The sequence below is a fragment of the Pseudanabaena biceps PCC 7429 genome, from assembly GCF_000332215.1.
Lineage (GTDB): Bacteria > Cyanobacteriota > Cyanobacteriia > Pseudanabaenales > Pseudanabaenaceae > Pseudanabaena > Pseudanabaena biceps.
The window spans coordinates 1-25,289 of record NZ_ALWB01000068.1 but is presented as its reverse complement, the minus strand read 5'-3'; the positions used below and the strand labels follow the sequence as shown (position 1 = coordinate 25,289).

Genomic DNA, 25,289 nt, shown 5'->3' with positions numbered 1-25,289 from the left:
ATTGCTTTCCTTGGCGGCTATCTTGAACATCGTCGTAAGTCTCCCATTGGTATTCAAGTTCTCTGGCGTGGTTGGTCTAATTTACGCGATCTTTGCCAAGGTTGGCTTCTTGCCCAAATTTATACTTAACGGGAAAAGTAAGCTGTTATACCAATTCACTGAAGTGAGCTAACACTTCAATGAATTAAAAAACAAACCCAGTGCTATTTAGCCTTGTCACGCAGTAATGAACGCTGTAAATACCGATCAAAATAGCTTCGCACCACCAGCCAAAATCCTCTGGCGACAGGTATGGGGACTCGCAGCATTATTAGCTGCCATTACTTTCAGTTGGATCGCTTACGGATTTTATCAACCCAGAATTTTGATCCGCATTGGCTTTAGCGATCTTGCTATATGGTTGGGAATCTTCCAAGGATTACTTGGTGCGATCGTCGAGCCGATAGTCGGTTGGTTTTCCGATCGCGTCCTCGGCAAATTTGGCAGTCGCTTACCCTTGATTGTCGTTGGGGTAACGCTGGCAGGGCTAATTTTTGTAGGGGTTTCTTGGCTAGTCGAGACTCAAATTTCTGATGGACTGCGCTGGGTATTGCCATTACTAATGACTGTTTGGGTGGTGGCTATGATTATCTTTCGCGGTCCTGCGATCGCTTTGTTAATGAGCTTTGCCCCAACCAATCAATTGCCTCAAGCCAACGCGATCTTGGCACTCGTATTGGCTATTACCAGTGCGACGAGTCCGATTTTGGGACTCATATTTAAGCAAATTGGCGCTTCCATGACTTTTATTCTTGGCGCGATCGCCCTCTTGTCTGGGGCAGTATTGCTTTGGCGCTCTATGCCTCGTTACCTTGCGACAGGGACAACTCCCAAAATAGCAGTTCTCCTTTTAAACAAAACATCTTTGACTGGCTATGCCTTACCATTTCTAGTTGGTTTGGGTTCGGGATTAGAAATCAATTTGCTGCTACATCTCTTACCCCATAGACTTTTTCATGCTTTCGACAATCTTTCGGTTGAATATTGGCAATCGGGAATACTTTTAATCGCGGGAATTGCGACTTTACCACTGCGATCGCTATTTCGGAGACAACAGGTAACCTTAGGCATGGGATTAGGACTATTAGTGATCGTAATTTGTCTCATCCTCAGTTTTATCAATAACCATATTATTTATCTAGCCCTAGTTGCTACTCTTGGTGCGATGGCACTGGGTTTAGTTTTGACTAATACCATTCCCCTAGCTCTAGCAATGGTTTCGCCCAGTCAAGCGGGTTTTGGCACGGGACTATACTTTGGTGGCAGTGGTATGGGAACGACTATATTCGCTAGTCTATTGGTCACTCAAGGCGAAATCTCTCCAATCAATGGCACAATTTCCAGCTTAGTAGCCCTAGCGATCGCTTCTATCTGTCTCTATCTCTTTGCCAACCCAAAGTAAAAGCCTTGCTACGCAAGGCTTTTACTTTGGGGCTTTGAGAAAGGGGTTGCTACGCAAACCCTTTCTCAAAGCCCGTTTCAAATTATCCCGAAATCACGCTACTTATCTAGTTCGGAATCTGTTAATTGTTTTGTCGCCGCCAACTCGCGTTCTAAGAGATTAACTCGCTCTAACAACTGCTGGTTGGAAGCGAGTAGTTCCTGTGTTCTTGACGACAAGTAAGGATCGGACTCCCACCAGTTAATACCTATCTCCTTGGCTTTATCCACCGAAGCGACCAGCAACCGAATTCTGATACTCAGTAACTCCACACTGCCCACAGACACTGTGATATCCCCTGCAATGACAATGCCTTTATCTAAAACCCGTTCTAGAATATCGGCAAGGGAAGAGCCAGTGGTACTAGATTTAATCGCTTGAGACATTTAAGGTATCTGATCCAATAATTTAGCAAGTCCGAGTTCTGACTGAGGTTCGCCATTCCCATAGCGAGAGATCAACACATCAAAGCAAAGATCGCGAAAATCATCACTCTTTCCAGATACAGGAATCTCATGCTCGTGACAAATTTTGCCAATCAGAAGACAAGCTCGCAAACTTGAAGCTTTGCTGCACTGCACTTGACGACGAAAACCCCGAATCAAGTTAATCAATTTCAGCGCTTCGGTGCGTTCTAGCCCGACCCGATTGACCAAAATTTGCTTTTCAGTTTCCACATCGGCTTCGCCCACGTTAATCGTGATCATGCGATCTAGTAGCGCGTCCTGAGTGGGATGTACCCCCGCATATTCCTCAGGATTGGAAGTAAAAATCGCCCGAAACATGGGATGTACCCGCACGTATTCCATTTGCGAGCTGTCGGGTGGGAGTACGATTAGCTTTTCCTCAAGCGCACTGAGTAGCACATTATTAACCTCAGGACGCGATCGGTTGAATTCATCGTAAATTAATGTGAAGCCTTCCTTTGCTGCCAAAGTCAAGCGCGAATCTGTCCAACTCTGACGAAGATCGTCCTCAACCTTCAATACGGAATGGATGTAGTTGTCCACAACTTTTTTGCGAGAATAGCCAGAATTGGAGCCGATTAGTTGCGACGATCGCAAATCTTCATCGCCATAGATCAATACCATCGGTCTGCCAACTAAGCCAGCGAGGTGCATCGCTAAAGTAGTTTTACCCGTTCCTGCTGGCCCGCGCAAATGAATGGCAAAGCCAGACTGGAGATAACGCAGCGCTCGGCGCACTATTTGCTTAGTAAAGTCAGTGCTGACAAACTGACGGGCATTGGCATGGAGAACAGTGGTCATGTTGACGATCCTTCTGCCATTTGGAGCAGGGTATTAAGAATATCCGAGGGATCGACCTTTAAGGTATTTGCCCCTTGCGCTAGTAAATCTCTGACAGTATCGCGATCATTCACAACTTCTAGCAAACTAGAGTTTGTCGATAGTTGGGATACATAGTCAACCACAAATTGCTCGATTTTGCTAGAGTTTTTGGGATTTTCCTTTACTTCAACTGGTTTTGCAATCACAGGTTCAGGAGGTGGCTCGATCACACTTGGGGGATTAGGGCTATTACTTGGATTGCCAACAGGATTAGCATCCAGTTTTGGAATCACTGGAGTTATAGCATTAGAGCGAGAGCCCGCCCAGACTGATTCGCTTAATTGGGAGCGAAAATCCTTTAGTTTCAAAGCTTGAGCCATGGCGGAGGCATGGCGTGCTGCCGCAGTTGTGCCGAGCGATGCTTTGACTTTAGCTACGCGATCGCTAAATTCTTGCGCTCTCTGCGCGGCATCAGCTTTTGTTTCGGCAAGACGAGCCAAATGCAGATCTTCGAGCTGCATTTGGGTTAGAGCTGCGAGATCCTGCACGAACTGCTGGCGTTGGGCTTGATCGGCTTTACTAGCACGAATCCTAGCTTTATGGATATGCTTTAGCTGCGATCGCGTTTTAAAAGTGCGAGTTCTCACCTCTTGAGCGCGGCGCTCGTTGTCTTCATGCGCCAGTTCAACACGATTATTATGCAGATTGGTTAAATATTCTGATACTTGGCTCGCCCGAACCGTAATTTCCTCGCGGCGAGACTCAAGTGAATTTTCGGCGATCGCCTGTCTACCCTGCTCCCATGCAAGTCTAGACTGTTTGGCATGGGCGAGATACTTAGCAGTAGCTTCTGACTGAGCTTGCAAATCCTTTGCCCTCTGCACGCGCGCCATTTGCTGCTCGGCTAGGAAATCTGCTCTCTCCTCTAGCCGTCGCTGTCTTGCTGCTGCAAACTCTTGCATCAAAGAAGCCATAACATTAAAACCTCAAATTCACTTTTTCAAAATTAATTTTTTCAAAGCGTCACAAGTTTCATCTATAAATCCCCCTTCCCACCGCATAACTACCCTACCAAAAATCTATTGCTTTGCCAGCTTTAAACAGGCAAGATAGTTGTTTTGGTGAGAAAGGGGTAGTAGAAAAGAAACCGGTAGGCTAATAAACTATTGTTTAGTGACTTACTTCTAACATTAAGTGTTAGCGGTAAATATACTAAGCAGCAGGTACTGCCGCCGATGCCGTCAAACCGACAGCCTCAGCATACTTGAGGTAGGTTTCTACCGAAGCAATGACGACACGAGCTTCAATTGACAGTAGTTCGATTCCCACAAGAGAGACTCTTACCCATGCATCAATAACAATGCCCTTATCTAAAATGCGATCGATAACTTCCGCTAGACTAGAGGAAGAATTGACTTTCTCGACTGCCATAGTAATGATCTCCTTGATTAAACTATGTTCGGCATTTAAATTTTGCCTGCGCAAACTGTACTACACAACAGCAAAATTACTTATACTTATTTTGTATTAGAATTTTGCGTTTGTCATCTTAAAAGATGGCACATTAACTATAAATCATATAAGGCATTGACAACAATAATGGTAAATGTTTTTTACAATAATTTGAAAACTGAATCCCACTTTTTGCCACTATCTGTCAATTGAGCATTTAGCATTTCAAAGCTTAGTTGTTCGCACACAATGGACATAACAATTATAGATTGTGCCTATAGAACCTCTCACACTATGCCCTTGGATGCTTTCTAAGCTAGATAGAATTTTCAAGTTCTTTCATCGAATCGATTTGAAATTTACACCAGTTATTTATCCAAATTCTTTACAGCAACGATCATTTATAAGTTATTGACAAATTAAATCATGGATAGCAATCTCAAAAATACATCTAATACTAGCGATCGCTACATTAATAAGAGTGAATCTAACACCGATCCCCTCAATAAAGACAATATTCTCAATAAGCAGAAAGAAAAAGACAGCTTTGTAAAACTTGCCATGCGTAACATGGTCAAAAAAGGCAGTACCTCACTATTCCATTTGGCGTTAACAGTTTTTGGTGTAATTGGAACGCTATTGGGTCTAGCAATCATTTTTCATTAGCCCCACTTAATTAAAGATTTTTAATTAAGGATTTATTTAAAGATATAAGTAACTAGGCACAATTAAATATAAAAAACTAAAACCTATAGCACATGCTGCGCATGTGCTATAGGTTTTAGTTTTTGTTAATTATGCCCAGCTACTTATAAGGTGATTTGACGTTTAACTGTGGGTTTGATTGACTTGTCAACGTAATTCCATGCATTTTTTTAGAAGATTTCTACAAGCTAAGATTACAAGGGTGGGCTTAAGCTACTAAAATCAAAATCAAATAAAGTTAATCAAACGTCAGTTCGGTTTAAACTGGCAAATTTTAAAAGCCCAAAATTAAAAGCCTTGTGTAGCAAGGCTTTTAATTTTGGGCTTTGAGAAAGGGTTTGCGTAGCAAACCCTTTCTCAAAGCCCGTTTCAAATTATCCCGAACTCACGTTAATTAGACGTTGCGGCGCTTCGCGCCGCAACGTCTAATTATTCACTGGGAATGGAGTATCTCTAGAGAAGCTCTTTAAGCTTTACTTGATATTCTTCAGGGGTAATAGTCCCAGCCTTTAGTTCCTCATTCAGCAATTGAACCTGTGGCTCGATCGCTTGTTTCTTAGCAGCGATCTCATCGGCTTTAGTTTTGTACATAGCTTCGCCTTCTTTTTTTGCTTGCTTGAAGGCTTGCCGCAGGCTAAAAGCATCCATTTCACCACCAGAGGCGAAGTACTCATTGGCAACCTTGCCCAATGCCCAAGTACTTGCGTAGGCAGTTGTCGCACCTACGACCATTCCAAATACAGGTACTAACTTAGCCAGATTGCTCACGGCAATTCTGGTCCCCGTTATACCCAAACTACCAAATATCGCTTTGCGGAAATCTTCGCGGTTGCGGTCGTAGCCCCAACTTTGACCGATCGCCTGAGCGAGATCGAGTTGGTTCCAGTAGATCAACATATCAAAAGCGATCGCTACTCCTGGGATCGGAAAAGCACCTAAAACAGCATTTAAAAAGCAGGCATCGGTAGTGGCATTTTCCACTTCCGTGGCACGTTTATCGGGATCGTCAATTTGACGAACTTGCTCAGAAATGGACGATCGGGTAGAGCGGCGTTCTAAGGTTTCTAGCCATTCTTGCTTACCCCAAAGCTTAGAACTAGTAAAGGTTGCACCAATTTTATCTAACAGTAACTTTTCTTCAGAACTACATTCCCCATCGATATTTGCCATGGCATAGGCTGATTGATAAACCATTTCCTGAGCAATCTCACTAGTAATTTTAGTAAGTAAGGTATCAATCGGCTCGTCCTCTTCGTTCAACAGGCGATCGACGGTAATGCCTTCAGGTAAATGGATTTCTTCAAAGGTATCGGCAAGACTGGCAAACTCTTCTTCGAGTAGTTTGCCATCGGCTTTTGCCATGCTTACCAAAATTTTAAAGCTTGCTAAAACTTCTTGCTGATTGACTGATGACATCAGATGCTTACTCCTTTCCAGAAATTATCCTAGATGTTACCAGCGATCGCTATCTAAGTTTGTATAAAGGTAATCTCCAGACATATAAATTACAGACTAGGAGCTGAAAGCTAGAAGCGATAATGCTCGCTAAGCGGGCATTATCGCTTCTAGCTGTTGATTTTTAAGCAAAATTTTCAGTTATATAGCAACGTAAGGTTTGCGGAGGACATAAAAGCCCAAAGACGAGTGTCGGCGCGAAGCAATACCACTCATCTTTGGGCTTTTGTGACATATACAACAAAAAAGATCCTCTCTAAGAGAGACTCTTTTTGATAATGGGCGCTGAGGGACTCGAACCCCCGACATTCTCGGTGTAAACGAGACGCTCTACCAACTGAGCTAAGCGCCCTTTTTTTTGGTCTTTTTTCGACCTCATTTAATATAGCAGATAGCGATCGCATTTAGTCAAATTTTTTTAAATTTTTTTCAACTACTCCAAAATGAATTTTCAAGTTCGCGATCAATTCGATTCCCGGAAATCAGGACAATAAAGGAATCACCTTGTTATTACTACTGGCAAACTGCTCGAGATGGTTCCAGATGTGGAGATAGAGCATTGGTAAAGGAACCCAAATAGGTCTATTTCTTCGTCAATTAGCCGATCGCAAGCATGATCTCTATTGCCTAATACTTAGGCAGTACGGACTTTTATTCATTGACAAGCTTATGGGCGATTTTATTGGTGCGTTCGATTAACATCGGGAGATCGAGGGTAGTTAATTGACCGCGATCAACCACCTTGCGACCATTGATAAAGCTGTAGTCTACCGATGGGACGGGACAAAATATCAACGCAGCAACGAGATCGTGATGCGCACCAGCAAATTGCGATCGCTCGATATCAATCGCAATAAAATCTGCTGCCATATTTGGGGCGATCGCGCCAATATCATCCCGTCCCAGCACTCTCGCACCGCCAAGGGTAGCAACTTCTAAAATCTCCCGCGCACTCATCGCCGTCGGATTGCAGTCCTTCACCCGCGCCAATAGAAATGCCGTTCTTGCTTCTTGCAAAAGATTACCTGTGTCACTAGATGCCGAGCCATCAACACCCAGACCGACGGGAACTCCTTGATCGAGCATTTTCCGAATCGGTGCAATGCCACTGGCGAGACGCATATTGCTACAGGGGCAATGGGCTACTCCCGTTCCCGTTTTTCCGAACTTCAAAATCGAATCGTCGCTCAATTTGACACAGTGAGCATGCCACACATCATCGCCCAACCAACCGACAGACTCCGCATAGTCTCCAGGAATTTTGCCAAATTTAGCTAAACTGTAATCTACATCAGATTGAGTTTCCGCAAGATGGGTATGCAGTCTCACACTGGTATAGGAACGCGCCATCTTCGCAGACTCTCGCATTAAATCTGTGGATACGGTAAAAGGCGAGCAGGGTGCTAAGGTCATCCTTAGCATGGAATAACGCGAGGAGTCATGGTATTGCTCGATGAGCCTTTGGGAATCCTTGAGAATATCAACTTCTTTTTCGATTAAGTGGTCGGGAGGAAGTCCGCCTTGGCTCTCACCAACACTCATGCTGCCGCGACTCGCATGAAATCTCATCCCGATCGCCTTAATCGCAGCAATTTCATCATCCAACTTGCAGTCGTTGGGATAGATGTAAAGATGATCGCTAGCCGTAGTACAACCCGATAAAATTAGTTCGGCTGCTGCCATCTGCGCTCCGATATAAATACTTTCGGAAGTTAGATTTGACCAAAACTTGTAAAGGTTTCGCAGCCAATTGAATAATTCGCAATTTTGGGCGGCAGGCACAACTTTGGTGAGAACTTGATAAAAATGATGGTGGGTATTCACCAGCCCTGGCAAAACGATATGTTTGCCCTGTAAGTCCAAGACTTCATCGGCAGTTTGTGGCAATTCAACCGTTAATCCTACCTCCTCGATCGCATTATCCCTAACAAATATGGCAGCGTTATGTAGTTCGCGGCGATCGCGATCCATTGTCACTAGGGTATGAATATTTTTGACTAGAAGGGTTGCCATAGTTATATTTTGATTGCATCTTAATAAAATTAAATATAAAACCCTAAAACCTGCGGCGCACGCACAGCGTGCGCCGCAATAACCCTAATAAGGGTTTGAAAAACTAAAAATGGCGTAGCCATTTTTAGTTTTGGTATTACTTATAGCTGCGATCGATCGCTAAGAGAGTGCGCAACAAAACATTTGCACCTTGGGCGCATTGCTCTGGAGAAGTATATTCATCTTGAGAATGGCTAATACCAGCCCGACTGGGGACAAAAATCATGCCCATATTGGTAAAGCGTCCGATTTCTTGAGCATCATGTCCTGCTCGACTGGGTAAATAGGTATAGCTGAGTTTGAGTTCTTGGCAAGATATGGCGATCGCTTCCATGATGGGTGGGTGGGCAGGGGTCGGTAATATATGGAGCTTTTGCGCAATGGCGATCTCTGTTCCCGTATGTTGAGCGATCGCCTCCGCTTCTTTTTCAATGCGTGCGATGAGATACTGCAAATTTTCTTCGGAAAGGTCGCGCAAATCGATACTCATCTCCACATGGGCGGGCACAACATTCGTAGCATTAGGTAAAACCGTTAGGTTCCCTACCGTTGCCACCTGTTCGCCTTCAGTTTCTGTAGCTAGGCGATTGATGGCGATGATCAATTGGGAAGCCGCCAAAAGCGCATCTTTTCGCATAGACATTGGGGTTGTGCCAGCATGATTGGGACGACCAAGGATCGTCACCTTAAAACGGTATTGACCGACGATACCCGTAACTACGCCAATGGCTTTATCCAAGGATTCAAGTACGCCCCCCTGCTCCACATGCAACTCGATAAATGCTGCAATATCGTGACGATCGCGTTGGGCGGTATGTAATTTTTCCCAATCGCCACCAACTCTTTCTAAGCAGGTCTGAATCGATGTGCCATCTTTGCGACGATATTTTTCGGGATCGGTCGGTGCATTTCCCGCGATCGCTTTGCAACCAATGACGCTATTTTCTTCATCGGAAAAAACAATGACCTCAAAGTTATGACGGAGCCGCATTTGATTTTCCTGTAAAACCCTTGCTACCTCGATGCCCGCCAAAACTCCCAAGCAGCCATCATAGCGACCGCCCACAGGTACGGTATCAATGTGCGATCCCGTCGCCAAAGATGCTAGCGCTTCAGTTCCTGCATAAGTACCGATCATATTTCCCGCCGCATCGTTACGGACGGACATTCCCGCCTCCTGCATCCAAGTCCTAACTAATTGACGAGCTTGAATATCCTCTTCGGAAAAAGCCAATCGACATACCCCACCATTAGCTAGATTTCCAATTCTGGCAAGTTTAGCAATGCGGCGATCAAGGCGATCGCTATCAATAGCAAGTTTCGGGGATAGGGCGATCATGCGCAGATTATTCCTTATAGAGATGGATGAAATTTAATACCAATTCACTGAAGTGTTGGCTCACTTCAATGAATTAAAAAACAAACCCAGTAAAGTTTTGAGATTTCCAAAATGGCGTTGCCATTTTGGAAATTGGGATAAGACAGGGGAAAGCAATGGAAAACAACTGCTATGTACACAATATACTGTATACATATATTACTGGTATTACTAGATTGCCATTATTGCTAGATTGCTATAAGTAAATGGGCGCAATTAAATATAAGCCCCTTAAACCTGTAGCGCACGCGCAGCGTGCGCTACAGGTTTAAAGTTTGGTTTTTAATTATGCCCAGCTACTTAAATGTCATTTAATGACATTTAATGCAAATCAAATAAAATTTTTATGGCTAAAATCGATCTGTTAGTGGTCGAAATCATAGAAAATTACTCATGCAGATCTTAGGAGATTCTTGATTGTTGCTTTCTTCACCTCGTTCCATTCAACGTTCGCAATCTTTACGAGAGCAAACCTATCAGGTTTTACGTTCGGCTATTTTGTCAGGGGAGCTTTTGGCGGGTTCGCGACTAGTCGAAACACAAATTGCTGAAAAGCTACAGGTCAGCCGCACCCCAATTCGCGAAGCATTACAACAGTTGCAACAAGAGCAGCTTATCGTGAGCGATGAAAATAACAATTTACGTGTAGTTAGCTTTTCGCCCGCTGATGCCAAACATCTGTATCGTTGTCGCTTGGTGCTGGAGCAGGAATCGGTAACTGAAGCTTGTGCCTACGCAACTGCTGAGCAGTTAGCCAAAATCGAGTTAGCAATTCTCCAAGCCGAAAAAGCGATCGTCCAAGAACCCAATCAACTAACTAGCTATCAATTGCTGCATATTGACTATCAGTTTCATCGGGCGATCGCGGAATGTTCTGGCAATCCTTGGTTAGCGCTTTTACTCGATCAACTATTCGACAAAATGGCGCTCTTGCGGATGCAAACAATCCAGCAAAATCCAAAGGTATTAGAAATTAGTTGCGAGCATCGGCAAATTTATGAAGCGATCGCGCAGGGCAATTGTGAAGAGGCTGTCATCGCCCTAAGTAATCATTTACAATCCAGCCAAATTAGGGTAATCCATGAGATCGAACAGTTACAAAATCAACAGTTACAAAATCAACAGTTGCAAGACCAGTAATCACAGGGAAAATTGTTGTTAACCTTGCAAAAAATCTTTGTCACAAGAAGCTCACTGCAAATTCTCCAATACCTAGCGAGATTTTGTGTTTTAAGTATTTAGTACTAGAATCTTCTAAGCTTAGGAAAGCTGGAGATACTGTTCGTTAAAAATCAATGGATGGGGCAATGGACGAGTTAATCAATGTTCTCACGTTGGCGACTGATGAGGAAATATACCAAATCGCAGATATCCTTTTTCGGCGCAAATTCAATCCCCTTGATTATTTTGCTACCCCACCAGTGAGAGAATTACAAAACTTGGAACGCGATGAATTAATTGAGGCGATCGCCAAACGTTTCAAATTTCTTGCCGCTGATGGTTTAACGGTGTTACGCCGCAAGACTAGCCATGTCAGCTATCGCGAAGTTTTGGAGCGAGTCTGCCAGCATCTCCATATCAAGTATTCCAAGAATCAATCCATTGAAGATATCGAGTCAGAATTATTTCTGAATTTAATTAGTAATTCATGGAAAAACCTATCTCCTCAAGAACGCTCTAGCCTTGACGATTCAATGCAAGCGGTACTTACCGAGTCAGATCTGCAAAAGTCTTTGCCCATTGACGCGCAAAGGAACCCGATGAGCTTATTAGTCAAAGGTGGTAGTGCGATCGCCGTTAGCACGGTCATTCGTTCGGCAGTATTGAATGCGATCGCCCGTCAGATGGCTTGGCATTTTGCATCTTATCAAGTGGGGTACGAAGTTCTTAAGGCAGGAGGAACGGCGATCGCGACGCGTCTAAATGCCTATGTTTCTACGTATTTAGCCAAACGGGGTATGGCGGTGGCAGCTACGCAGTACACGGCGGCGAGGACAGTCTTTTCAGTAATTACGCCTGCATTATGGGGGTTATTTTTTGCGGATTTAGGTTGGCGGGCGATCGCCACCAATTACGGGCGGATTATTCCCGCTATTTTCATCGTCGCTCAAATTAGACTGCTGAGGATGTCTTAAGTCGGCAGGCACAATTAAATATAAAACCTTAAAAGCTGAAGCGCACGCTTAGCGTGCGCTTCAGCTTTTAAGGTTTTATATTATGCCCATCTACTTAGCGATTTCTTAGGAGCAAATGATTGCACCTGTCCCCTCTAAACAAGCGCCGCTTCGCGCCGCCATCGCGATCGTATAAATCCTTTCCTTTTTAAGACTACAATGGGGAGATATGTTACGGATTGTTAAGAGAAATCCTGTATGACTATTTCATCAGCTCAAAATATTCAAGTTCCGACAACGCAACCTCGCGATCGCGGCAAGATAGCACCTTGGCATCGGATCGAAGAACCAATGTGGCAAGGAAGTGAAGCGGATATTCGTAAGGGTTTGCCCTTTAACCTCCTATCTCCGACTTGGCAAATGTTTTTAATGGGGGATGGTGCGCCAACGAGACATTTACAACTCCTTACGCAAGCCGATATCTCGGTGGAAGTTGTTGCCATGACCAACATCGGTGACGATGATGACGAAGCGCCATCGGATATTGCCTCGATCGCTGGCCCACGCATACGCCGCCAAATCTTTTTGCGATCGCAAAAAACGGGAGAAATTTTTTCCCATGCGACTTCTTGGTGGTCGGAAGCGGCAATGCAAAAGTACCTAAAAGATCCTTCCTTACCGATCTGGGTCAGTCTCAACCAGAGATATACCGAGCTATATCGCGATCTTAAAGGTATTTATAAGGGGGCTTGTCCTAATTTGGCAGCAGCCTTTGGCTATCCTGAGATCGATACCTATTGGGCAAGACATTATTTGCTGTGGCATGGTGGCGAACCGATCACCTTGCTCTACGAAATCTATTCCCCAGCGATCGGCAAATATCTAGGTTCCAGCAGCCTTTAGAATTGCCTAAAACCTGCGGCGCACGCTGCGAGTGTGCCGCTGGTTTTAGAGCTGGATTTTAATTATGCCCAGCTACTTATTAGACTTTTTGATTTTGGCTTTTTGATTTTGGATCAGGCAAAGATCCCGCTAGCCTTATCGTAATAATATTGGCGATCGTCTAGCCCGTTATAGCCCCCATTTACCCGAAAAGTGACATCAGCTACACTGGCTCCACTATCACACAACGCATTCATGTCGTTGTTGTCCCACCAAAATCCTGCACTAGTAAAGGGATAGGTAGCAGCAACATAGTCAACCCCATCCATCACCTTCGGATCGCCGATCGCATTACTAAAAGCCTGATAATTTGCCCGACCCGTAAGTTGAATTACACCAGCACCTTTATACTTGGGACCATCCCCAGGATTGACATTACCAAGATCTTCGCGATCTTCATATTCCGAACCATCGGCAAGTTCCTCGGTATATTGCAGCCCTCCTGATTCATGGGCGATTTGACTAAGAAAATGGCGCAATCTGGGCGCGGTGGTAATCTTGTAGCGACTGATACAGGAATTTAAATCTTGGAGTTGCGCATTGGTAATGGGATTCTCAAATAGCGCTTCGGCTTGATTGGCATTGACTATTTGCGCGATCGTTAGTGTCAAACCATCCCAATGCGAAGGGAATATAAAATAAGTGCCACTATTCGCTGCTAAAACAACTTTTACATGTCCATTGTCCGCAGGTTCGGCTTTATCAAAGCCATAGGTCTTACCAATGGGAACATCAATAGCTTCATTGGGTAGTTTGAGCTGTGCCGAGTCAACGGGACGCAATTTAAGTTTTGTCGCAACCTTAGCTTTTATTATTCCCATAGAATCCATATCACTGCGATTTGATTCCATAATTATCGACTTTTCCCATTGCTTTTGTAAACGACATCGTTAGTGTGAAATAGGTAAGGGACTTGCTATAGCTGTCAGCATTTGCATCTGACTTTTAATTCTGCCGAGTTACTTATATAATGAGAAGCTATTTGTTAATTTACAGAAGTATTGATTCAGGAATTTTGTTGTGACTACTCGGCAGAAAATCGGGGTAATTGGTGGTGGTCAATTAGCATGGATGATGGCGATCGCTGCTAAAAGTCTTGGTCTAGAACTAACCGTACAAGCAACCAGCCCTGACGACTCAGCCGTGGATATGGCCGATCGCGTAGTTTATGGAAAAGTTGATGATGCCGAGGCAACAGCCCAGCTTGCAGAACATTGCCAAGTAATTACCTTTGAGAATGAATTTGTCAATATCGCCGCCCTACAGGCGATGCTCGATCGCCAAGGCGATGGGAATTTACTCTTTTTACCCAACCTAGAAACCCTAGCAATTTCCGTTGACAAGCTCAATCAACGACAACATTTTCATGATCATGGGATTCCTACGCCCAAATTTTATGCGGTAGATAGTCAATCAGACTTATTAGCGGCGGCTGAGCAACTCAACTATCCATTGGTACTCAAGGCAAGACGGCATGGCTATGACGGGAAAGGCACTTGGGTCATAGACAATGAGATAGCATTGCTATCGGCATGGCAAAGTATGCAGCAATTACCCGCGATCGCCGAAGCGTTTATTCCCTTTGAGCGTGAGCTTGCGGTGATCGCCGCACGTTCAGAATCGGGGGATGTGGTTATTTATCCTGTGGTTGAGACGATCCAAATCCATCAAGTATGTCGCCGCACCATTGCCCCCGCACGGATTAGTCCCGCAGTCAGAGCCAAAGTAGAAACTATTGCTCAACAGGTTGTAAATACCCTTGATGCGATCGGGGTCTTCGGCATCGAATTCTTTTTGACAGCAACGGGGGAAGTCAGTGTCAATGAAATTGCTCCACGCACCCATAATTCGGGACATTACACTATTGAAGGCTGTCAGACTTCACAGTTCGAGCAATTGTTGCATATTGTCAGCGGGCATCCCTTAGGGGACGTAGGGATGGTCGCCCCCGTAGCCGTAATGGTCAACTTGCTAGGCTTTGAAGAGGCAAGTGGGGTAGATGCTGATTATTTAGCAAAGCGCGAGGCGATCGCGAATTTCCCCAAGACCTATCTGCACTGGTACGGCAAAAAATCATCATCGGTAGGACGCAAGCTCGGTCACGTTACCATCTTGGCAGACTCCCATGATATGGCTCTGGATTTAAGCGATCGCATTGAAAGCATTTGGTATGGTTCATAGAAATACGGTGTTGCGATATTTCTATGCGGAGGGATCAAGCCAAAATGCTTATATAGAAAGCATTTCAAATAAGCGCTTTAGCTGATGAAAACCCATTTCGCTTCGTGGGAAGTTATACATGCGTCTCAATTGTTTCATTGAACAAGAGTTAGCGGGGAGTGGATTTACTGACGTTGCCATTACCCGCTATTTTTTTGATTGTAGCAAGTCTTGCGATGAAATGAAGAGAAGGTTGACGCTTCGCGCCAACCTTCTCTTCTGCGGATTTAGCGGCGACATAGCTACATTGATTGGCTAGCGTGATAGGAACTACGTACCAAGGCTCCTGATCGCACATGGACAAAACCTATCTGGTTGGCGATTGCTCCCAAGCGATCAAACTCTTCAGGAGTCCAATACTTCTGAACTGGTAAATGTTCGAGGGATGGACGTAAATATTGCCCAATGGTCAGCGAACTGCAACCCACGGCATACAAATCTTGCATCGTCTCGGTTAACTCTTCTATCGTTTCTCCATGTCCCACCATTAATCCAGACTTGGCAATTATTTGCGGATCGATCGCTTTCACCATTGCCAAAACCGATAGAGAGCGTTCGTACTTTGCGCCTCGCCGTACTTTACCCTGCAAACGTCGCACCGTCTCGATATTGTGGTTGTAACAGACGGGAGCAGCAAAAGCCACGGTCTCTATACAATGGCGATCGCCACGAAAATCTGGTGTGAGTACCTCAATTTTTGCTTTAGGGCGCGATCGTCTAATCGCTTGCATGGTTTCTACAAAGCAACTAGCTCCCTGATCTGCTAAATCATCCCTTGCAACGGAAGTCAGCACCACATAATCCAATCCTAATAGCTCGACTGCCTCGGCAACTTTCCTTGGCTCATCTGGATCGATGGGCATCGGTTTATGTCCCTTGTCCACTTGGCAAAATCCACAAGCACGAGTACAAGTTGGCCCCATGAGCAAAAAGGTTGCCGTCTTTTGGGCATAGCATTCGGCTCGATTAGGACAACGCCCTTCCTCACAAATTGTATGAATTCCCCTCTGCTTAATAATTTGTTGAACCTCAGAGATTTCATTGGCTTTGCCGATTTGTGGTCGCAACCAACTGGGTAAACGTAACTCTTCTTTAGCAGGCATAAATTATGGCTTTAATAAAAATAGGCATAGACTACCTATTTTTATTAAAGCCCATAATTTATATCTATAGCTGTCGCCAGTCTTGTTAGAACAAAATTAAAACCCAAAACCAAAGAGCGTACCGCCCGCGTGGCGGTACGCTCTTTGGTTTTGGGTTTACTTACGCTTGCTTAGCTACTTAATCAGAAAAAACCTTATAAAACCCTATAAAACCTTATAAAGCCCTTTACAGATGTAACCCGATTGACTAGCATATTGCACTGACACATTTTATAGCCGTCATGATGAATGAGACGCAAGGGAAAACCGAGAAAGAAGAAGTGGTGAAGATTCTCCTTCTTTCTCGGTTTTCAGTTAAGCCCAAGCAATAGTAAAGAATTTTGGAGGGGTAGTGTTCGATCTATTAACCAATATTCTGATTTGGATTATTGCAATCCCAATTTTTGTCATTCTGTTTAGGGCTATTCCCAAGGAATGGTTCCGTCTTTTTGGGTTAGTGATATTTACGGCTTTAGTCGCCATTATTTTTGCGAACTTTCGATTTGTCGAAGAGCCGATCCCCAAAACCGTTGTTGAGTTTCTTACCTTTCCATTCACTCTAGTTGGAATTTTATTACTATTACTCTTTTTTAATTATTGGCTAAGACTCAAAAACCTTAGTGTTAAAAGTGGTGAAAAGGTTGATAATAAAGGCGCTGCTGAGAAAATTGGTATCGTTAGAAAAGAAATATTAATAGTTTTACTAATCTTTGCGATCGCTACAAACAACGCCACCTCAGAACTATTTACCTGTTACTTAGAACAACAAGGCGATAATGCGATCGAGCAGTCCTATCGTCGTCCCGTGAGAGACTTAACTCCCCAAGAGCTATTAGATTTTAGACGTGGCGTTTACGACATCATCGTCGTCCTTGCGGAAAATCCTCCCTACGAACCCCGTCTCCAAGAAGCCATCAAACTATGGAACGCCGCCGACTCACAACAAAAACCTTATATTCTCCTCAGCGGTGGTAAACGCACCTCTTATCCAGCTACCAAGGGCTATCCCTGCCTCACCCCACCTGAAGCGCCCCCCAACCGCACCAAAGATAATGTTAGAAACGAGATTGCGAGTCGGGCGGATATACCTAATATTGGGCTACGTTACGATCCTCGCTACGAAGGTTATTTTACCAATCTATCCAGCCCAAGCGATGGTATTCCCCAAGTCGATCTGACTGAAGCCGATCAGATGTGTAGTGCCTTGACCAGTTTCCCCAATATTTCGGCCGTTCGTTCTTTTGTAATTATTGAGCCATCGGGAGTAACCGTACGTAGCAGTGGCGATGAAATTAGCAAGTTGATCAAATCTTTGGAAAAAAATAAATTATTAAAGGAAGATGCACGGAACAGTCGTCGAATTTTGCTAATCACCTCGCCCATAGAAGCAACTCGCGCCTTTTTGTCCTTTAGAAATCAAGAACTCAACGCTTCTTTAACAACCGCTAGTTATCCTTCCGATAGTCACAGCAACCTCAGCCAACAATGTCCTTGGCCGATTGGCAAGCAGTTTAAAATCAAACCGCAATATTTTCTGTTTAATGCCGAAGCTTTTGTCAAATCCGAACGTGCATGGACGGAAATCAAAGAATTAGTATTTTATACGCTCAGATTCTGGTTACGTCCGCCCCTAACAGACGAACGTCCCTACTATCCTAAACAAACGACCTAGCTAGGCATAAGTAAACTTAAAACCTAGAAGAGCATACCGCCCGCGCAGCAGGCGGTATGCTCTCTGGTTCTGTTTTTTAATTATGCCGAACTACTTACGAATTTCTTTAAATATCTTTAAATATATAGCTGCCGCCAGTCTTGTTAGGACAAAACATCAAGCCCAAAATATTGTTGCTGCGCGGAGCGCAACAACAATATTTTGGGCTTGATGTCCTATATTCCTTCCCAGTAGATTAGTACATCAACCTGAAGAAGAGAAGATTGGCGCGAAATGCCAACCTTCTCTTCTTCAGGTTTGATTTTATCCTAATGCGAGTGGTGACAGCGATCGCATTAGGAAGATTTGCTGAGGATATAAAATCAAAAGGATAAGTGACGGTGCTTCGCACCGTCGCTTATCCTTTCAAGATTCTTTAAAGATCTATTAATCTATTTAGCAGCACCTTGAGCTTCGAGAAGCTGTTGCTTTAATCGCTCCAGATCTTGAGCCCATCTTGGATCGGGCTGGTGGGCTTCAGAAGATGTACTAGAACTAGATACATTTCCAGAAGCTTTTTTATTGTTATTATTGCGTTTCTTCCGTTTTGCCGCAGCTTTAATTGGCGCAGCAATCGTGCTTGTTGTTACTGAGGATTCACTCTCTAAATTGACGGAATCCTCAGAACCTTCTTCCAAATCAGAACCATCTTCGGCTTTGCCCTTAGTGCGAGGCAAAGCTTTTTCTAGCTTCAAGACAGCACCGTTGAAATCATAACCATTGAATTTCTCAATTACTGTATCGGCAACTTCATCAGAGCCGACGGTCACAAATCCAAAACCACGGCATTTGCCTGTTTTGCGATCGGTTATAACTTTCAACGATACTGAATCACCTGATTCATTGAAAATTTTTTCTAGAGCTTGGCGATCTAATTCTGCTGGCAAGTTGCCAACATAAAGGCGAATGGACATGATAATAGAAAACCTCTACGCTATGAAATCTTCAGCAGGTGACTAGAGCAGCCGCTACAAAAAACTTGTTTAAAAAACTTGTTTGCTACTTAATTAGCTTAAATTGGAGCTATTGATTAGGTGCTACCTGCGATTAATCAAATTAATACGACACTCTTGTGCCATGTATCAACATAACATACAAAATGCGCGTACTCAAAAATAAAATGTAATGAAAGTATCAAAATTTAATCGAGCCACAAAACTGAATATATAACGAAATATCCTGAAGGACTTACTAGGGCAATCCTGATTCCGATTAGTTCTTAAGCATATTTAGCATGAAATTGTTAAGTTCTGATATTTTTATAATTTATTGCTTGACTAATAAAATTTAACTAATGTAATATCCACCTGCATAAATCTACATAAAATTTATATGGAAGTTTTTGGGATTGTGCTAATCAGCTACTGTTTGTGGATTTCTCAGGCTCTTAATGATTCCCAAAAGAAACAAGAGCAGGAAATTGAGAAAAAGATTAAAGAAAAGCTCAAAAACGATCAATACATGAATGTTCGTATCATTGAGAAGCCCTAGTTTTATAGAAATAGAGGTTCATTTCTCTACCTGTGGTGAGGAAATGAGCCTCTATTTCTGGCTTGTTCTGGCTTGCTTGAAAAGCTCTAAGTAGCAGTATGTCATTAAAAATTTGAAGCAGAACCTGAGGGGACTCTTGACATATCCTTCGGGTTTTGTTTTTTATGTGGTTTTTTATTAATCCTATAGCAACACCCTAAACGATGAGAGGCAGCGCAAAGCGCCGCCTCTCTCTTCTTGGAATTTAATTTTTCTAAGTTCTTAGAAGAGCGAAATCTTTGGGCGCACTCTTCCAAGAACCATTGAGGATCGCTATAGTTTAGGTAGTCCAAGATGGAAGAATTTTTAAGTCTGGGGTAAAAATTGTGAAGCAAAATCTACAAGCAATTGGTGGTGAACTAAAAAACCAAGTGAAAATCTTGGCAACCTTGGTATCAGTCTTTTGGATTGTTTTTATCTTAAATGAATTAATCTTTTCTCGCCGCCTTAATGCCTTTGGGATTCTCCCTCACAGTTTCATTGGCTTGCGCGGCATTTTATTTGCTCCGTTTCTCCATGCAAACTTTTATCACATTACGGCAAACACGGTTCCTTTTATTGTTTTGGGCTGGATGGTGATGCTACGAAACACTAAAGACTTTTACTTTGTGTCTTTTATGTCGGCTTTGGTTGGTGGTTTAGGCACTTGGTTAGTTGGCAGGGCTGATTCGGTTCATATTGGTGTAAGTAGTGTGATTTTTGGCTACTTTGGCTATCTTTTATTTCGCGGCTATTTTGAGAGGAGTTTTGTAGCGATCGCTATTTCAATTACGATCGCCATTACCTACGGCGGCTTAATCTGGGGTGTACTGCCCACAAATGCCTATATTTCTTGGGAAGGACATTTGTTTGGTTTTATAGGCGGAATTATCGCAGCAAAGTTTTTGTCCCCTAGTAAAGTTGCCTAGTAAAGTTGCCCAATAAGAAAGAGTCGGCGCAACGCGCCGACTCTTTCTTATTGATTTATTGAATTTTTTATTAATTTATTAGACTTAAGCCACGCTCTTAATCGCTTCGAGTAAACTGCGCGTGCAGGCTCCTTTATCGCAAAAAGCGTCAATAATCGCCCCATTGGAGATAGCTTGAGCTTTGCCACCATCAGCGGCTGAATAGGCGACAATCTTAATATGAGGATACTCAGTTTTGATGGCGCTTGAAGCTGACCAACCGTCCATTACAGGCATATGTAAATCCATGATCACCACATCAGGCTTGTACTTGTGTACTTTGGAGATCGCTTCTTTGCCATTGTTCGCTACTTCAACCGATCCAATGCAGGATTGTAGGGAAAGTGCTAGTTGTAAAGTACATCTGGTTAGTTCGTGGTCATCCACCACCAAAACGCGCAAAGTTTTTGTAGAAGATGTCATGGTAGGTTCGGTAAGAAGATCTTGACAATTATTCTTTTATGTAATTTAAGATACCTCTTTTTCTGTTGCAAAGCTTCTACCACAGGGACTAATCGTAACTATTCATAAAGAAGAGGTAGCATAATGTTATACCTCTTCTCGTTCGGATATATAACTGCCGTCAACTGCATCAGGACATAAAGCCCAAAGTGGCAACGCCATTTTGGGAATCTTAAAACCTTGCTGGGTCGTTTTTCTAAGCCACTGAAGTGAGCCAACACTTCAGTGGATTGGTATAACAAGACTGGCGGCAACTATATAACTATATAGATAGCTAAGGGACTTGCGATTTAATGAAGTACCAAATATAAAACCAGAATTGGTGGCGCGGCTCCGCCGCGCCATCGATTCTGGTAAATCTGGATTGGCATCTTATTTTCTCGCAAGTCCCTAATAGCTACAGTCACTTGACTTAGGACAAATCAAAACCCAAGAAGCGATAGCTTAACCACGCCATTTGACCTTAGGTAAAATTTGCTTCTGGTCAATGCGATCGCTATATCTGACTGCAAAATTGAGTAATGAATCGAGTAAGGCATCAGAGAGAAAGTGAGGTTGCAAACCAAGATCTAGCAGATTAGTGTTTTTAGCATTGAAGTAATGCTCTTCTAACTCAACACGGGGATTATCGATATTTTGCACTTCGACCTTGATCCCTAGGGTCTGCCCCGCTTTCTGCACCATGTATGCAAGGTCACGGATCGAGAACAGCTCGGTAAATTGGTTGAAGACGCGCATTTTGCCAGATTCTGCTGGGGTGGCGATCGCCAGTTCGATACAGCGCACCGTGTCGCGGATATCAAGGAAACTCCGTGTTTGCCCTCCTGTGCCATAGACAGTTAAAGGATGTCCAATCGCTGCTTGGATGCAGAAACGATTGAGCGCTGTACCAAAAACACCATCATAATCAAGACGGTTAATTAGTAATTCGTCAGTGCCAGTTTCTTCGGTAAGTACCCCATAGACTACGCCTTGGTTGAGATCGGTCGCTCGCAAGCCCCATGTCCGACAGGCAAACTGAATATTATGGCTGTCATGGACTTTACTGAGGTGATAAAAACTACCAGGCTGTTTGGGATAGGGAAGGGTATCCTTGCGCCCATTATGTTCAATGGTGATATAGCCCTCTTCAATATCGATATTGGGAGTACCATACTCGCCCATTGTTCCAAGTTTGACTAGATGGCAGTCTGGGTTATGCTCCTTGATGGCATAAAGTAAATTGAGCGTACCAACAACATTATTAACTTGAGTGAGTACGGCATGTTCGCGATCGATCATTGAGAATGGTGCTGAACGCTGTTCACCGAAATGCACGAGGGCTTCGGGTTCAAAATTACGAAATGTTTTTTGCAAAAATTCGTAATTTGTGATGTCGCCAATAAACAGATCGATTTTTTGACCTGAAACAGCTTGCCACTTATAGATCCGATCTTGAATAGAGGCGATCGGTGTTAGAGTCGCAACGCCTAACTCATTATCCCAATGTCGGCGAATTAAACTATCTAACACACCAACTTCATACCCTTTATTGGCGAGATGTAAAGCTGTCGCCCATCCGCAATAACCGTCGCCACCAATTACCAGTACTTTCATGAATTCTGTGGGTTACAAAAATTTCGAGTTACAGTTTCCAAATTAACCCTATCAGGATTTATCTCATTTGTGATGCACAAGACCGAAATTTATTAAGTTGTATGTGTCAGGGAATACAAGCAAGATATAAATTGAAGAGATTGCTGGTAGATAGCCCAGCCACTTTGCGATAAGTTTTCCTGTTTTGATATTTGTGGATAAATATCGCTAATTTTGACGCAAACTTTTATAATAAACTTTCGTGTACTCACGCAATTTAGCCGATCGCAGCTTTTGGTCGGCAAGTGTAATCTATGGAATAATAGCCAAGATTATTCAAGATTTATTCAAAAGCTATTCACAAAAAGCTATTCACAAAAAGCTATTCATTATTTAGCCTAGGACGATCAGCCAAGTATGCTTTCGATTGCTGAACTTGCCCATAAACGAAATCCCGAAGCGATCGCCAAGATTATTTATCAGGAGTTGCAGTGTCTTGACATTGATCGGCTAAATATTGATGTGGATATTGTTGATAGTAGCTTGGAAGTACAAATTCGGACAGATTCCGCCCTAGACAAAGAACAACTGCTGACAATTGTCCGTAATGGACTCCAAGAATTGCATATAGAATCAATAGCTAAATTTAAAATCCACTGTTGGCGCAATGATGAGGAAATGCATGAACAGCGCCCACTCTGGACGGAGCAATTTATGCTAGATCTACCCAAATCATCACTTTTAGGATTGGAATCAAATTTAGAGGCTCCACTCTCGCCAACAACAGGTACACCTACCACAAGCTTGCCTGAAAACCAATCCTCGGAAACGCGAGCACCAGAAACCCAACTTTCTAAGCAGTCGGTTCTACAACAGGCTATCTCTAAGATCGCTCCCACTAGTCCTCAAGCAAAACAACCAGCCGTTGCAAATTCAGAAAAGCCATCCCTAGAAAAGCCATCCCTAGAAAAGCCGTCTTTAGATGAGCATTTCCCTAGGTCATCAATTGTCCTTGCCAATCCTAAAGAGGGAAAAAGTCAGGCAAATATCAGCTATTGGCAATTATTATTGGTAGGCTTATCAATTGTCTTACTAGGTTTGGGAATTGGTGCTTCCGTAAGAGCCTTGACCTCGAAGATTGCAACCGAGAACGGTTCAGCTCCAGCCAACCCCAGCCAAGTAATGGACACGACAAAAAACACAGGAACTGGCAATCCTAATGCGATCGCGGAAACACCTAACCCCAATTCCCCCAAGGTAGCAAAAGCCAATGGCTCTCTCACGGATGAGCCGATTTCCGCCAATGCCATTCCCCAGCAAGAAGAACAAGTCATCACTTTAGAAAAATTCAACCGCATTCAAAAAGGTATGTCGGTCGAACAGGTGGATAAAATCTTTGGGATATCAGGTAAAGTGATCGCCGAGAATAGTTCAAGCAATGGTAACGGCAAAGTTTATTCTTGGAAGAATTCTCAGGGGAGCAATGCGATCGTGGAGTTTAAGGATGGGCAAGTCGTCGCAAAAGCCCAAGCTGGTCTATAGAGATAGCGAAGGACTAGTGGCGGCGCGAAGCGCCGCCACTAGTCCTTTGGCTTTTATATTTAATTGAGGAAGTTGGGATAACTTTTATGAAGGCAGCTATATTGCTATAAAATTACACATTGGGTAGGCTAACTAATTTTTTGATTCAGGCAGCTAGGAAAACCCAGTAAAAGCCTTGTGGGAGAAAATTTTTGGGTATCGATTTACGCAGCTACGTCTATTTGGACAATTTACAGCGACAACATGCTGCCTATTTAGGAACGATCGCACAAGGATTTTTGCCCTTACCAGGGGACACTTCCCTCTGGATCGAAATATCTCCAGGCATTGAGATTAACCGCATTACTGACGTAGCGCTAAAATCGACTTCAGTCCGTCCTGGAGTGCAAATAGTTGAGCGCTTGTATGGATTGCTAGAAATTCATTCTGGAAGCCAAGGAGAAACCCAAGCCGCAGGTCGCGCAATTTTAGAAATGCTTGGCGTTACGGAAGAAGAACGGATTAAGCCAAGGTTGCTGTCCAGTCAAATTATTCGGAATGTGGACGCACATCAAACACAACTGATTAATCGGTTTCGGCGCGGTCAAATGTTACTTTCAGGACAGACTCTATACATTATGGAAGTTGAACCTGCTGCCTATGCGGCTCTTGCCGCCAATGAAGCGGAAAAAGCCGCATCTATTAATATTTTAGAAATTGTGGCAGTAGGTAGTTTTGGACGTTTATATCTTGGCGGTGAGGAGCGAGATATTATGGCAGCTTCGGTAGCAGTGCTAAATACAATTAACAATGTCAGAGGTCGGGATGTCTATAGTAACGATCGCAAAGAATAATCAACATAGGCAAATAACTAGGCGTAATTAAACCCCAAAACCTGCGGTGCACGCGCAGCGTGCGCCGCAGGTTTTAGATCTGGATTTTAATTATGCTGAGATACTTAGAGATCATCTTCCCAACCACAACATTTACAGCGCCATTGTTCTGGTGGTAAACGCATCCTCGAGAAGGGAGTTCGACACTCTGGACATTTACCTGTGAAGATAGGATGCCAACCACATTCTGATTCCATAGCGGGATCGTAACTTTGGGGATCGTCGGGTTTCCACAGTTCCGCAGAGACAAAATCCGAGCAGACTCCCCACTCTGGTCCATAGGGATGCACTGCACAGACCAATAACTGAGTGTGGGCGTAAAAATTGCAGCGATCGCAGAGGGATATTTTTGCCATATTTATATTTTATAGCTGTCGCTAAGTATATCAGTCCATAAACCTCAAGCAGAGAATGGCGGGGC

The 25,289-nt window shown here is 43.6% G+C and carries 24 protein-coding genes and 1 tRNA gene; 11 read left to right on the top strand and 14 right to left on the bottom strand.

Translation table 11 applies throughout. The features are described 5' to 3' along the window. Positions 1-226: 226 nt before the first annotated feature. On the top strand, positions 227-1,441 hold the full coding sequence (locus PSE7429_RS09735) for an MFS transporter (RefSeq protein ID WP_009626984.1): 1,215 nt from the start codon (positions 227-229) through the stop codon (positions 1,439-1,441). A 98-nt stretch (positions 1,442-1,539) separates the two neighbouring features. Here PSE7429_RS09735 and PSE7429_RS09730 read toward each other — a convergent pair whose 3' ends face one another. From PSE7429_RS09730 to gvpA, 4 genes are all read right to left on the bottom strand, one after another. Beyond that, the gene (locus PSE7429_RS09730; protein ID WP_009626983.1) at positions 1,540-1,866 is read right to left on the bottom strand and encodes a gas vesicle protein; all 327 of its coding nucleotides are present in this window, start codon (positions 1,864-1,866) and stop codon (positions 1,540-1,542) included. Then, positions 1,867-2,748 (bottom strand): gas vesicle protein GvpN, encoded by an 882-nt coding sequence (gene gvpN / locus PSE7429_RS09725; protein WP_009626982.1) that lies wholly within the window; start codon positions 2,746-2,748, stop codon positions 1,867-1,869. Continuing rightward, positions 2,745-3,743 (bottom strand): hypothetical protein, encoded by a 999-nt coding sequence (locus PSE7429_RS09720; protein WP_009626981.1) that lies wholly within the window; start codon positions 3,741-3,743, stop codon positions 2,745-2,747. The genes gvpN and PSE7429_RS09720 overlap by 4 nt, the downstream gene beginning before the upstream one ends. Before the next feature lie 238 nt (positions 3,744-3,981). Further along, positions 3,982-4,200 carry a gas vesicle structural protein GvpA gene (gvpA, locus tag PSE7429_RS09715; RefSeq protein ID WP_009626980.1) on the bottom strand — a complete coding sequence of 73 codons (219 nt, stop codon included), beginning with the start codon at positions 4,198-4,200 and terminating at the stop codon, positions 3,982-3,984. 447 nt (positions 4,201-4,647) lie between these two features. Here gvpA and PSE7429_RS09710 point away from each other — a divergent pair, with 447 nt between their 5' ends. Continuing rightward, the gene (locus PSE7429_RS09710) at positions 4,648-4,887 is read left to right on the top strand and encodes a DUF3285 domain-containing protein (protein WP_009626978.1); all 240 of its coding nucleotides are present in this window, start codon (positions 4,648-4,650) and stop codon (positions 4,885-4,887) included. 492 nt (positions 4,888-5,379) lie between these two features. Here the strand turns inward: PSE7429_RS09710 and PSE7429_RS09705 are convergent, their stop codons facing one another. From PSE7429_RS09705 to PSE7429_RS09690, 4 genes are all read right to left on the bottom strand, one after another. After that, positions 5,380-6,342, bottom strand: a complete 963-nt coding sequence (locus PSE7429_RS09705; protein ID WP_009626977.1) for a hypothetical protein — start codon at positions 6,340-6,342, stop codon at positions 5,380-5,382. Between the two features lie 318 nt (positions 6,343-6,660). Then, positions 6,661-6,733: transfer RNA gene (locus PSE7429_RS09700), tRNA-Val, on the bottom strand. A 299-nt stretch (positions 6,734-7,032) separates the two neighbouring features. Further along, positions 7,033-8,394: an 8-oxoguanine deaminase gene (locus PSE7429_RS09695; protein WP_009626976.1), complete on the bottom strand. Its 1,362-nt coding sequence runs from the start codon at positions 8,392-8,394 to the stop codon at positions 7,033-7,035. Positions 8,395-8,530: 136 nt separating this feature from the next. Next, positions 8,531-9,772 carry a Zn-dependent hydrolase gene (locus PSE7429_RS09690; RefSeq protein ID WP_009626975.1) on the bottom strand — a complete coding sequence of 414 codons (1,242 nt, stop codon included), beginning with the start codon at positions 9,770-9,772 and terminating at the stop codon, positions 8,531-8,533. A 456-nt stretch (positions 9,773-10,228) separates the two neighbouring features. On the opposite strand from PSE7429_RS09690, the gene PSE7429_RS09685 reads away from it, so the two are divergent. From PSE7429_RS09685 to PSE7429_RS09675, 3 genes are all read left to right on the top strand, one after another. Next, positions 10,229-10,951 (top strand): GntR family transcriptional regulator, encoded by a 723-nt coding sequence (locus PSE7429_RS09685; RefSeq protein ID WP_009626974.1) that lies wholly within the window; start codon positions 10,229-10,231, stop codon positions 10,949-10,951. A gap of 167 nt (positions 10,952-11,118) precedes the next feature. Further along, entirely contained in the window at positions 11,119-11,946 is an 828-nt protein-coding gene (locus PSE7429_RS09680; RefSeq protein ID WP_009626973.1) for a YaaW family protein, read from the top strand. Positions 11,947-12,276: 330 nt separating this feature from the next. After that, on the top strand, positions 12,277-12,828 hold the full coding sequence (locus tag PSE7429_RS09675) for a chorismate lyase (RefSeq protein WP_407681157.1): 552 nt from the start codon (positions 12,277-12,279) through the stop codon (positions 12,826-12,828). Between the two features lie 113 nt (positions 12,829-12,941). Here PSE7429_RS09675 and PSE7429_RS09670 read toward each other — a convergent pair whose 3' ends face one another. Continuing rightward, positions 12,942-13,718 carry a glycoside hydrolase family 19 protein gene (locus tag PSE7429_RS09670; RefSeq protein WP_009626971.1) on the bottom strand — a complete coding sequence of 259 codons (777 nt, stop codon included), beginning with the start codon at positions 13,716-13,718 and terminating at the stop codon, positions 12,942-12,944. 169 nt (positions 13,719-13,887) lie between these two features. Here PSE7429_RS09670 and PSE7429_RS09665 point away from each other — a divergent pair, with 169 nt between their 5' ends. Then, entirely contained in the window at positions 13,888-15,048 is a 1,161-nt protein-coding gene (locus PSE7429_RS09665; protein ID WP_009626970.1) for a 5-(carboxyamino)imidazole ribonucleotide synthase, read from the top strand. A gap of 281 nt (positions 15,049-15,329) precedes the next feature. On the opposite strand, the gene lipA is transcribed toward PSE7429_RS09665, so the two are convergent. Continuing rightward, positions 15,330-16,190 (bottom strand): lipoyl synthase, encoded by an 861-nt coding sequence (gene lipA / locus PSE7429_RS09660; RefSeq protein WP_009626968.1) that lies wholly within the window; start codon positions 16,188-16,190, stop codon positions 15,330-15,332. A 391-nt stretch (positions 16,191-16,581) separates the two neighbouring features. Between lipA and PSE7429_RS09655 the strand changes: the two genes are divergently transcribed. Next, positions 16,582-17,901, top strand: coding sequence for a hypothetical protein (locus PSE7429_RS09655; RefSeq protein ID WP_009626967.1), 1,320 nt, complete (start codon positions 16,582-16,584; stop codon positions 17,899-17,901). 431 nt (positions 17,902-18,332) lie between these two features. Here PSE7429_RS09655 and PSE7429_RS09650 read toward each other — a convergent pair whose 3' ends face one another. Then, positions 18,333-18,854 carry an RNA recognition motif domain-containing protein gene (locus tag PSE7429_RS09650; protein ID WP_009626966.1) on the bottom strand — a complete coding sequence of 174 codons (522 nt, stop codon included), beginning with the start codon at positions 18,852-18,854 and terminating at the stop codon, positions 18,333-18,335. 418 nt (positions 18,855-19,272) lie between these two features. Here PSE7429_RS09650 and PSE7429_RS26285 point away from each other — a divergent pair, with 418 nt between their 5' ends. Continuing rightward, positions 19,273-19,431: a hypothetical protein gene (locus PSE7429_RS26285; protein ID WP_009626965.1), complete on the top strand. Its 159-nt coding sequence runs from the start codon at positions 19,273-19,275 to the stop codon at positions 19,429-19,431. Between the two features lie 365 nt (positions 19,432-19,796). Continuing rightward, a complete protein-coding gene (locus PSE7429_RS09645; protein WP_009626964.1) occupies positions 19,797-20,378 on the top strand; it encodes a rhomboid family intramembrane serine protease in 582 nt (193 codons plus the stop codon). 84 nt (positions 20,379-20,462) lie between these two features. Here PSE7429_RS09645 and PSE7429_RS09640 read toward each other — a convergent pair whose 3' ends face one another. Together PSE7429_RS09640 and PSE7429_RS09635 are read right to left on the bottom strand one after the other, a co-directional pair. After that, positions 20,463-20,840 (bottom strand): response regulator, encoded by a 378-nt coding sequence (locus PSE7429_RS09640; protein WP_009626963.1) that lies wholly within the window; start codon positions 20,838-20,840, stop codon positions 20,463-20,465. Positions 20,841-21,323: 483 nt separating this feature from the next. Further along, positions 21,324-22,475, bottom strand: coding sequence for an NAD-dependent epimerase/dehydratase family protein (locus PSE7429_RS09635; RefSeq protein ID WP_009626962.1), 1,152 nt, complete (start codon positions 22,473-22,475; stop codon positions 21,324-21,326). Between the two features lie 396 nt (positions 22,476-22,871). Here PSE7429_RS09635 and PSE7429_RS23505 point away from each other — a divergent pair, with 396 nt between their 5' ends. Both PSE7429_RS23505 and PSE7429_RS09625 read left to right on the top strand, forming a co-directional pair. Next, positions 22,872-23,996, top strand: a complete 1,125-nt coding sequence (locus PSE7429_RS23505; RefSeq protein ID WP_009626961.1) for a hypothetical protein — start codon at positions 22,872-22,874, stop codon at positions 23,994-23,996. A gap of 191 nt (positions 23,997-24,187) precedes the next feature. Continuing rightward, the gene (locus PSE7429_RS09625) at positions 24,188-24,829 is read left to right on the top strand and encodes a microcompartments protein (protein WP_009626960.1); all 642 of its coding nucleotides are present in this window, start codon (positions 24,188-24,190) and stop codon (positions 24,827-24,829) included. Between the two features lie 104 nt (positions 24,830-24,933). Here the strand turns inward: PSE7429_RS09625 and PSE7429_RS09620 are convergent, their stop codons facing one another. Next, positions 24,934-25,224: a hypothetical protein gene (locus PSE7429_RS09620; protein ID WP_009626959.1), complete on the bottom strand. Its 291-nt coding sequence runs from the start codon at positions 25,222-25,224 to the stop codon at positions 24,934-24,936. Between the last annotated feature and the right edge of the window lie 65 nt (positions 25,225-25,289).

What these genes read in the sequence shown, in the direction of transcription:
- PSE7429_RS09735 (WP_009626984.1), top strand. Translation starts at nt 227, where the DNA reads ATGAACGCTGTAAATACCGATCAAAATAGCTTCGCACCACCAGCCAAA.
- PSE7429_RS09730 (WP_009626983.1), bottom strand. Translation starts at nt 1,866, where the DNA reads ATGTCTCAAGCGATTAAATCTAGTACCACTGGCTCTTCCCTTGCCGAT.
- gvpN (WP_009626982.1), bottom strand. Translation starts at nt 2,748, where the DNA reads ATGACCACTGTTCTCCATGCCAATGCCCGTCAGTTTGTCAGCACTGAC.
- PSE7429_RS09720 (WP_009626981.1), bottom strand. Translation starts at nt 3,743, where the DNA reads ATGGCTTCTTTGATGCAAGAGTTTGCAGCAGCAAGACAGCGACGGCTA.
- gvpA (WP_009626980.1), bottom strand. Translation starts at nt 4,200, where the DNA reads ATGGCAGTCGAGAAAGTCAATTCTTCCTCTAGTCTAGCGGAAGTTATC.
- PSE7429_RS09710 (WP_009626978.1), top strand. Translation starts at nt 4,648, where the DNA reads ATGGATAGCAATCTCAAAAATACATCTAATACTAGCGATCGCTACATT.
- PSE7429_RS09705 (WP_009626977.1), bottom strand. Translation starts at nt 6,342, where the DNA reads ATGTCATCAGTCAATCAGCAAGAAGTTTTAGCAAGCTTTAAAATTTTG.
- PSE7429_RS09695 (WP_009626976.1), bottom strand. Translation starts at nt 8,394, where the DNA reads ATGGCAACCCTTCTAGTCAAAAATATTCATACCCTAGTGACAATGGAT.
- PSE7429_RS09690 (WP_009626975.1), bottom strand. Translation starts at nt 9,772, where the DNA reads ATGATCGCCCTATCCCCGAAACTTGCTATTGATAGCGATCGCCTTGAT.
- PSE7429_RS09680 (WP_009626973.1), top strand. Translation starts at nt 11,119, where the DNA reads ATGGACGAGTTAATCAATGTTCTCACGTTGGCGACTGATGAGGAAATA.
- PSE7429_RS09675 (WP_407681157.1), top strand. Translation starts at nt 12,277, where the DNA reads ATGTGGCAAGGAAGTGAAGCGGATATTCGTAAGGGTTTGCCCTTTAAC.
- PSE7429_RS09670 (WP_009626971.1), bottom strand. Translation starts at nt 13,718, where the DNA reads ATGGAATCAAATCGCAGTGATATGGATTCTATGGGAATAATAAAAGCT.
- lipA (WP_009626968.1), bottom strand. Translation starts at nt 16,190, where the DNA reads ATGCCTGCTAAAGAAGAGTTACGTTTACCCAGTTGGTTGCGACCACAA.
- PSE7429_RS09650 (WP_009626966.1), bottom strand. Translation starts at nt 18,854, where the DNA reads ATGTCCATTCGCCTTTATGTTGGCAACTTGCCAGCAGAATTAGATCGC.
- PSE7429_RS26285 (WP_009626965.1), top strand. Translation starts at nt 19,273, where the DNA reads ATGGAAGTTTTTGGGATTGTGCTAATCAGCTACTGTTTGTGGATTTCT.
- PSE7429_RS09640 (WP_009626963.1), bottom strand. Translation starts at nt 20,840, where the DNA reads ATGACATCTTCTACAAAAACTTTGCGCGTTTTGGTGGTGGATGACCAC.
- PSE7429_RS09635 (WP_009626962.1), bottom strand. Translation starts at nt 22,475, where the DNA reads ATGAAAGTACTGGTAATTGGTGGCGACGGTTATTGCGGATGGGCGACA.
- PSE7429_RS23505 (WP_009626961.1), top strand. Translation starts at nt 22,872, where the DNA reads ATGCTTTCGATTGCTGAACTTGCCCATAAACGAAATCCCGAAGCGATC.
- PSE7429_RS09620 (WP_009626959.1), bottom strand. Translation starts at nt 25,224, where the DNA reads ATGGCAAAAATATCCCTCTGCGATCGCTGCAATTTTTACGCCCACACT.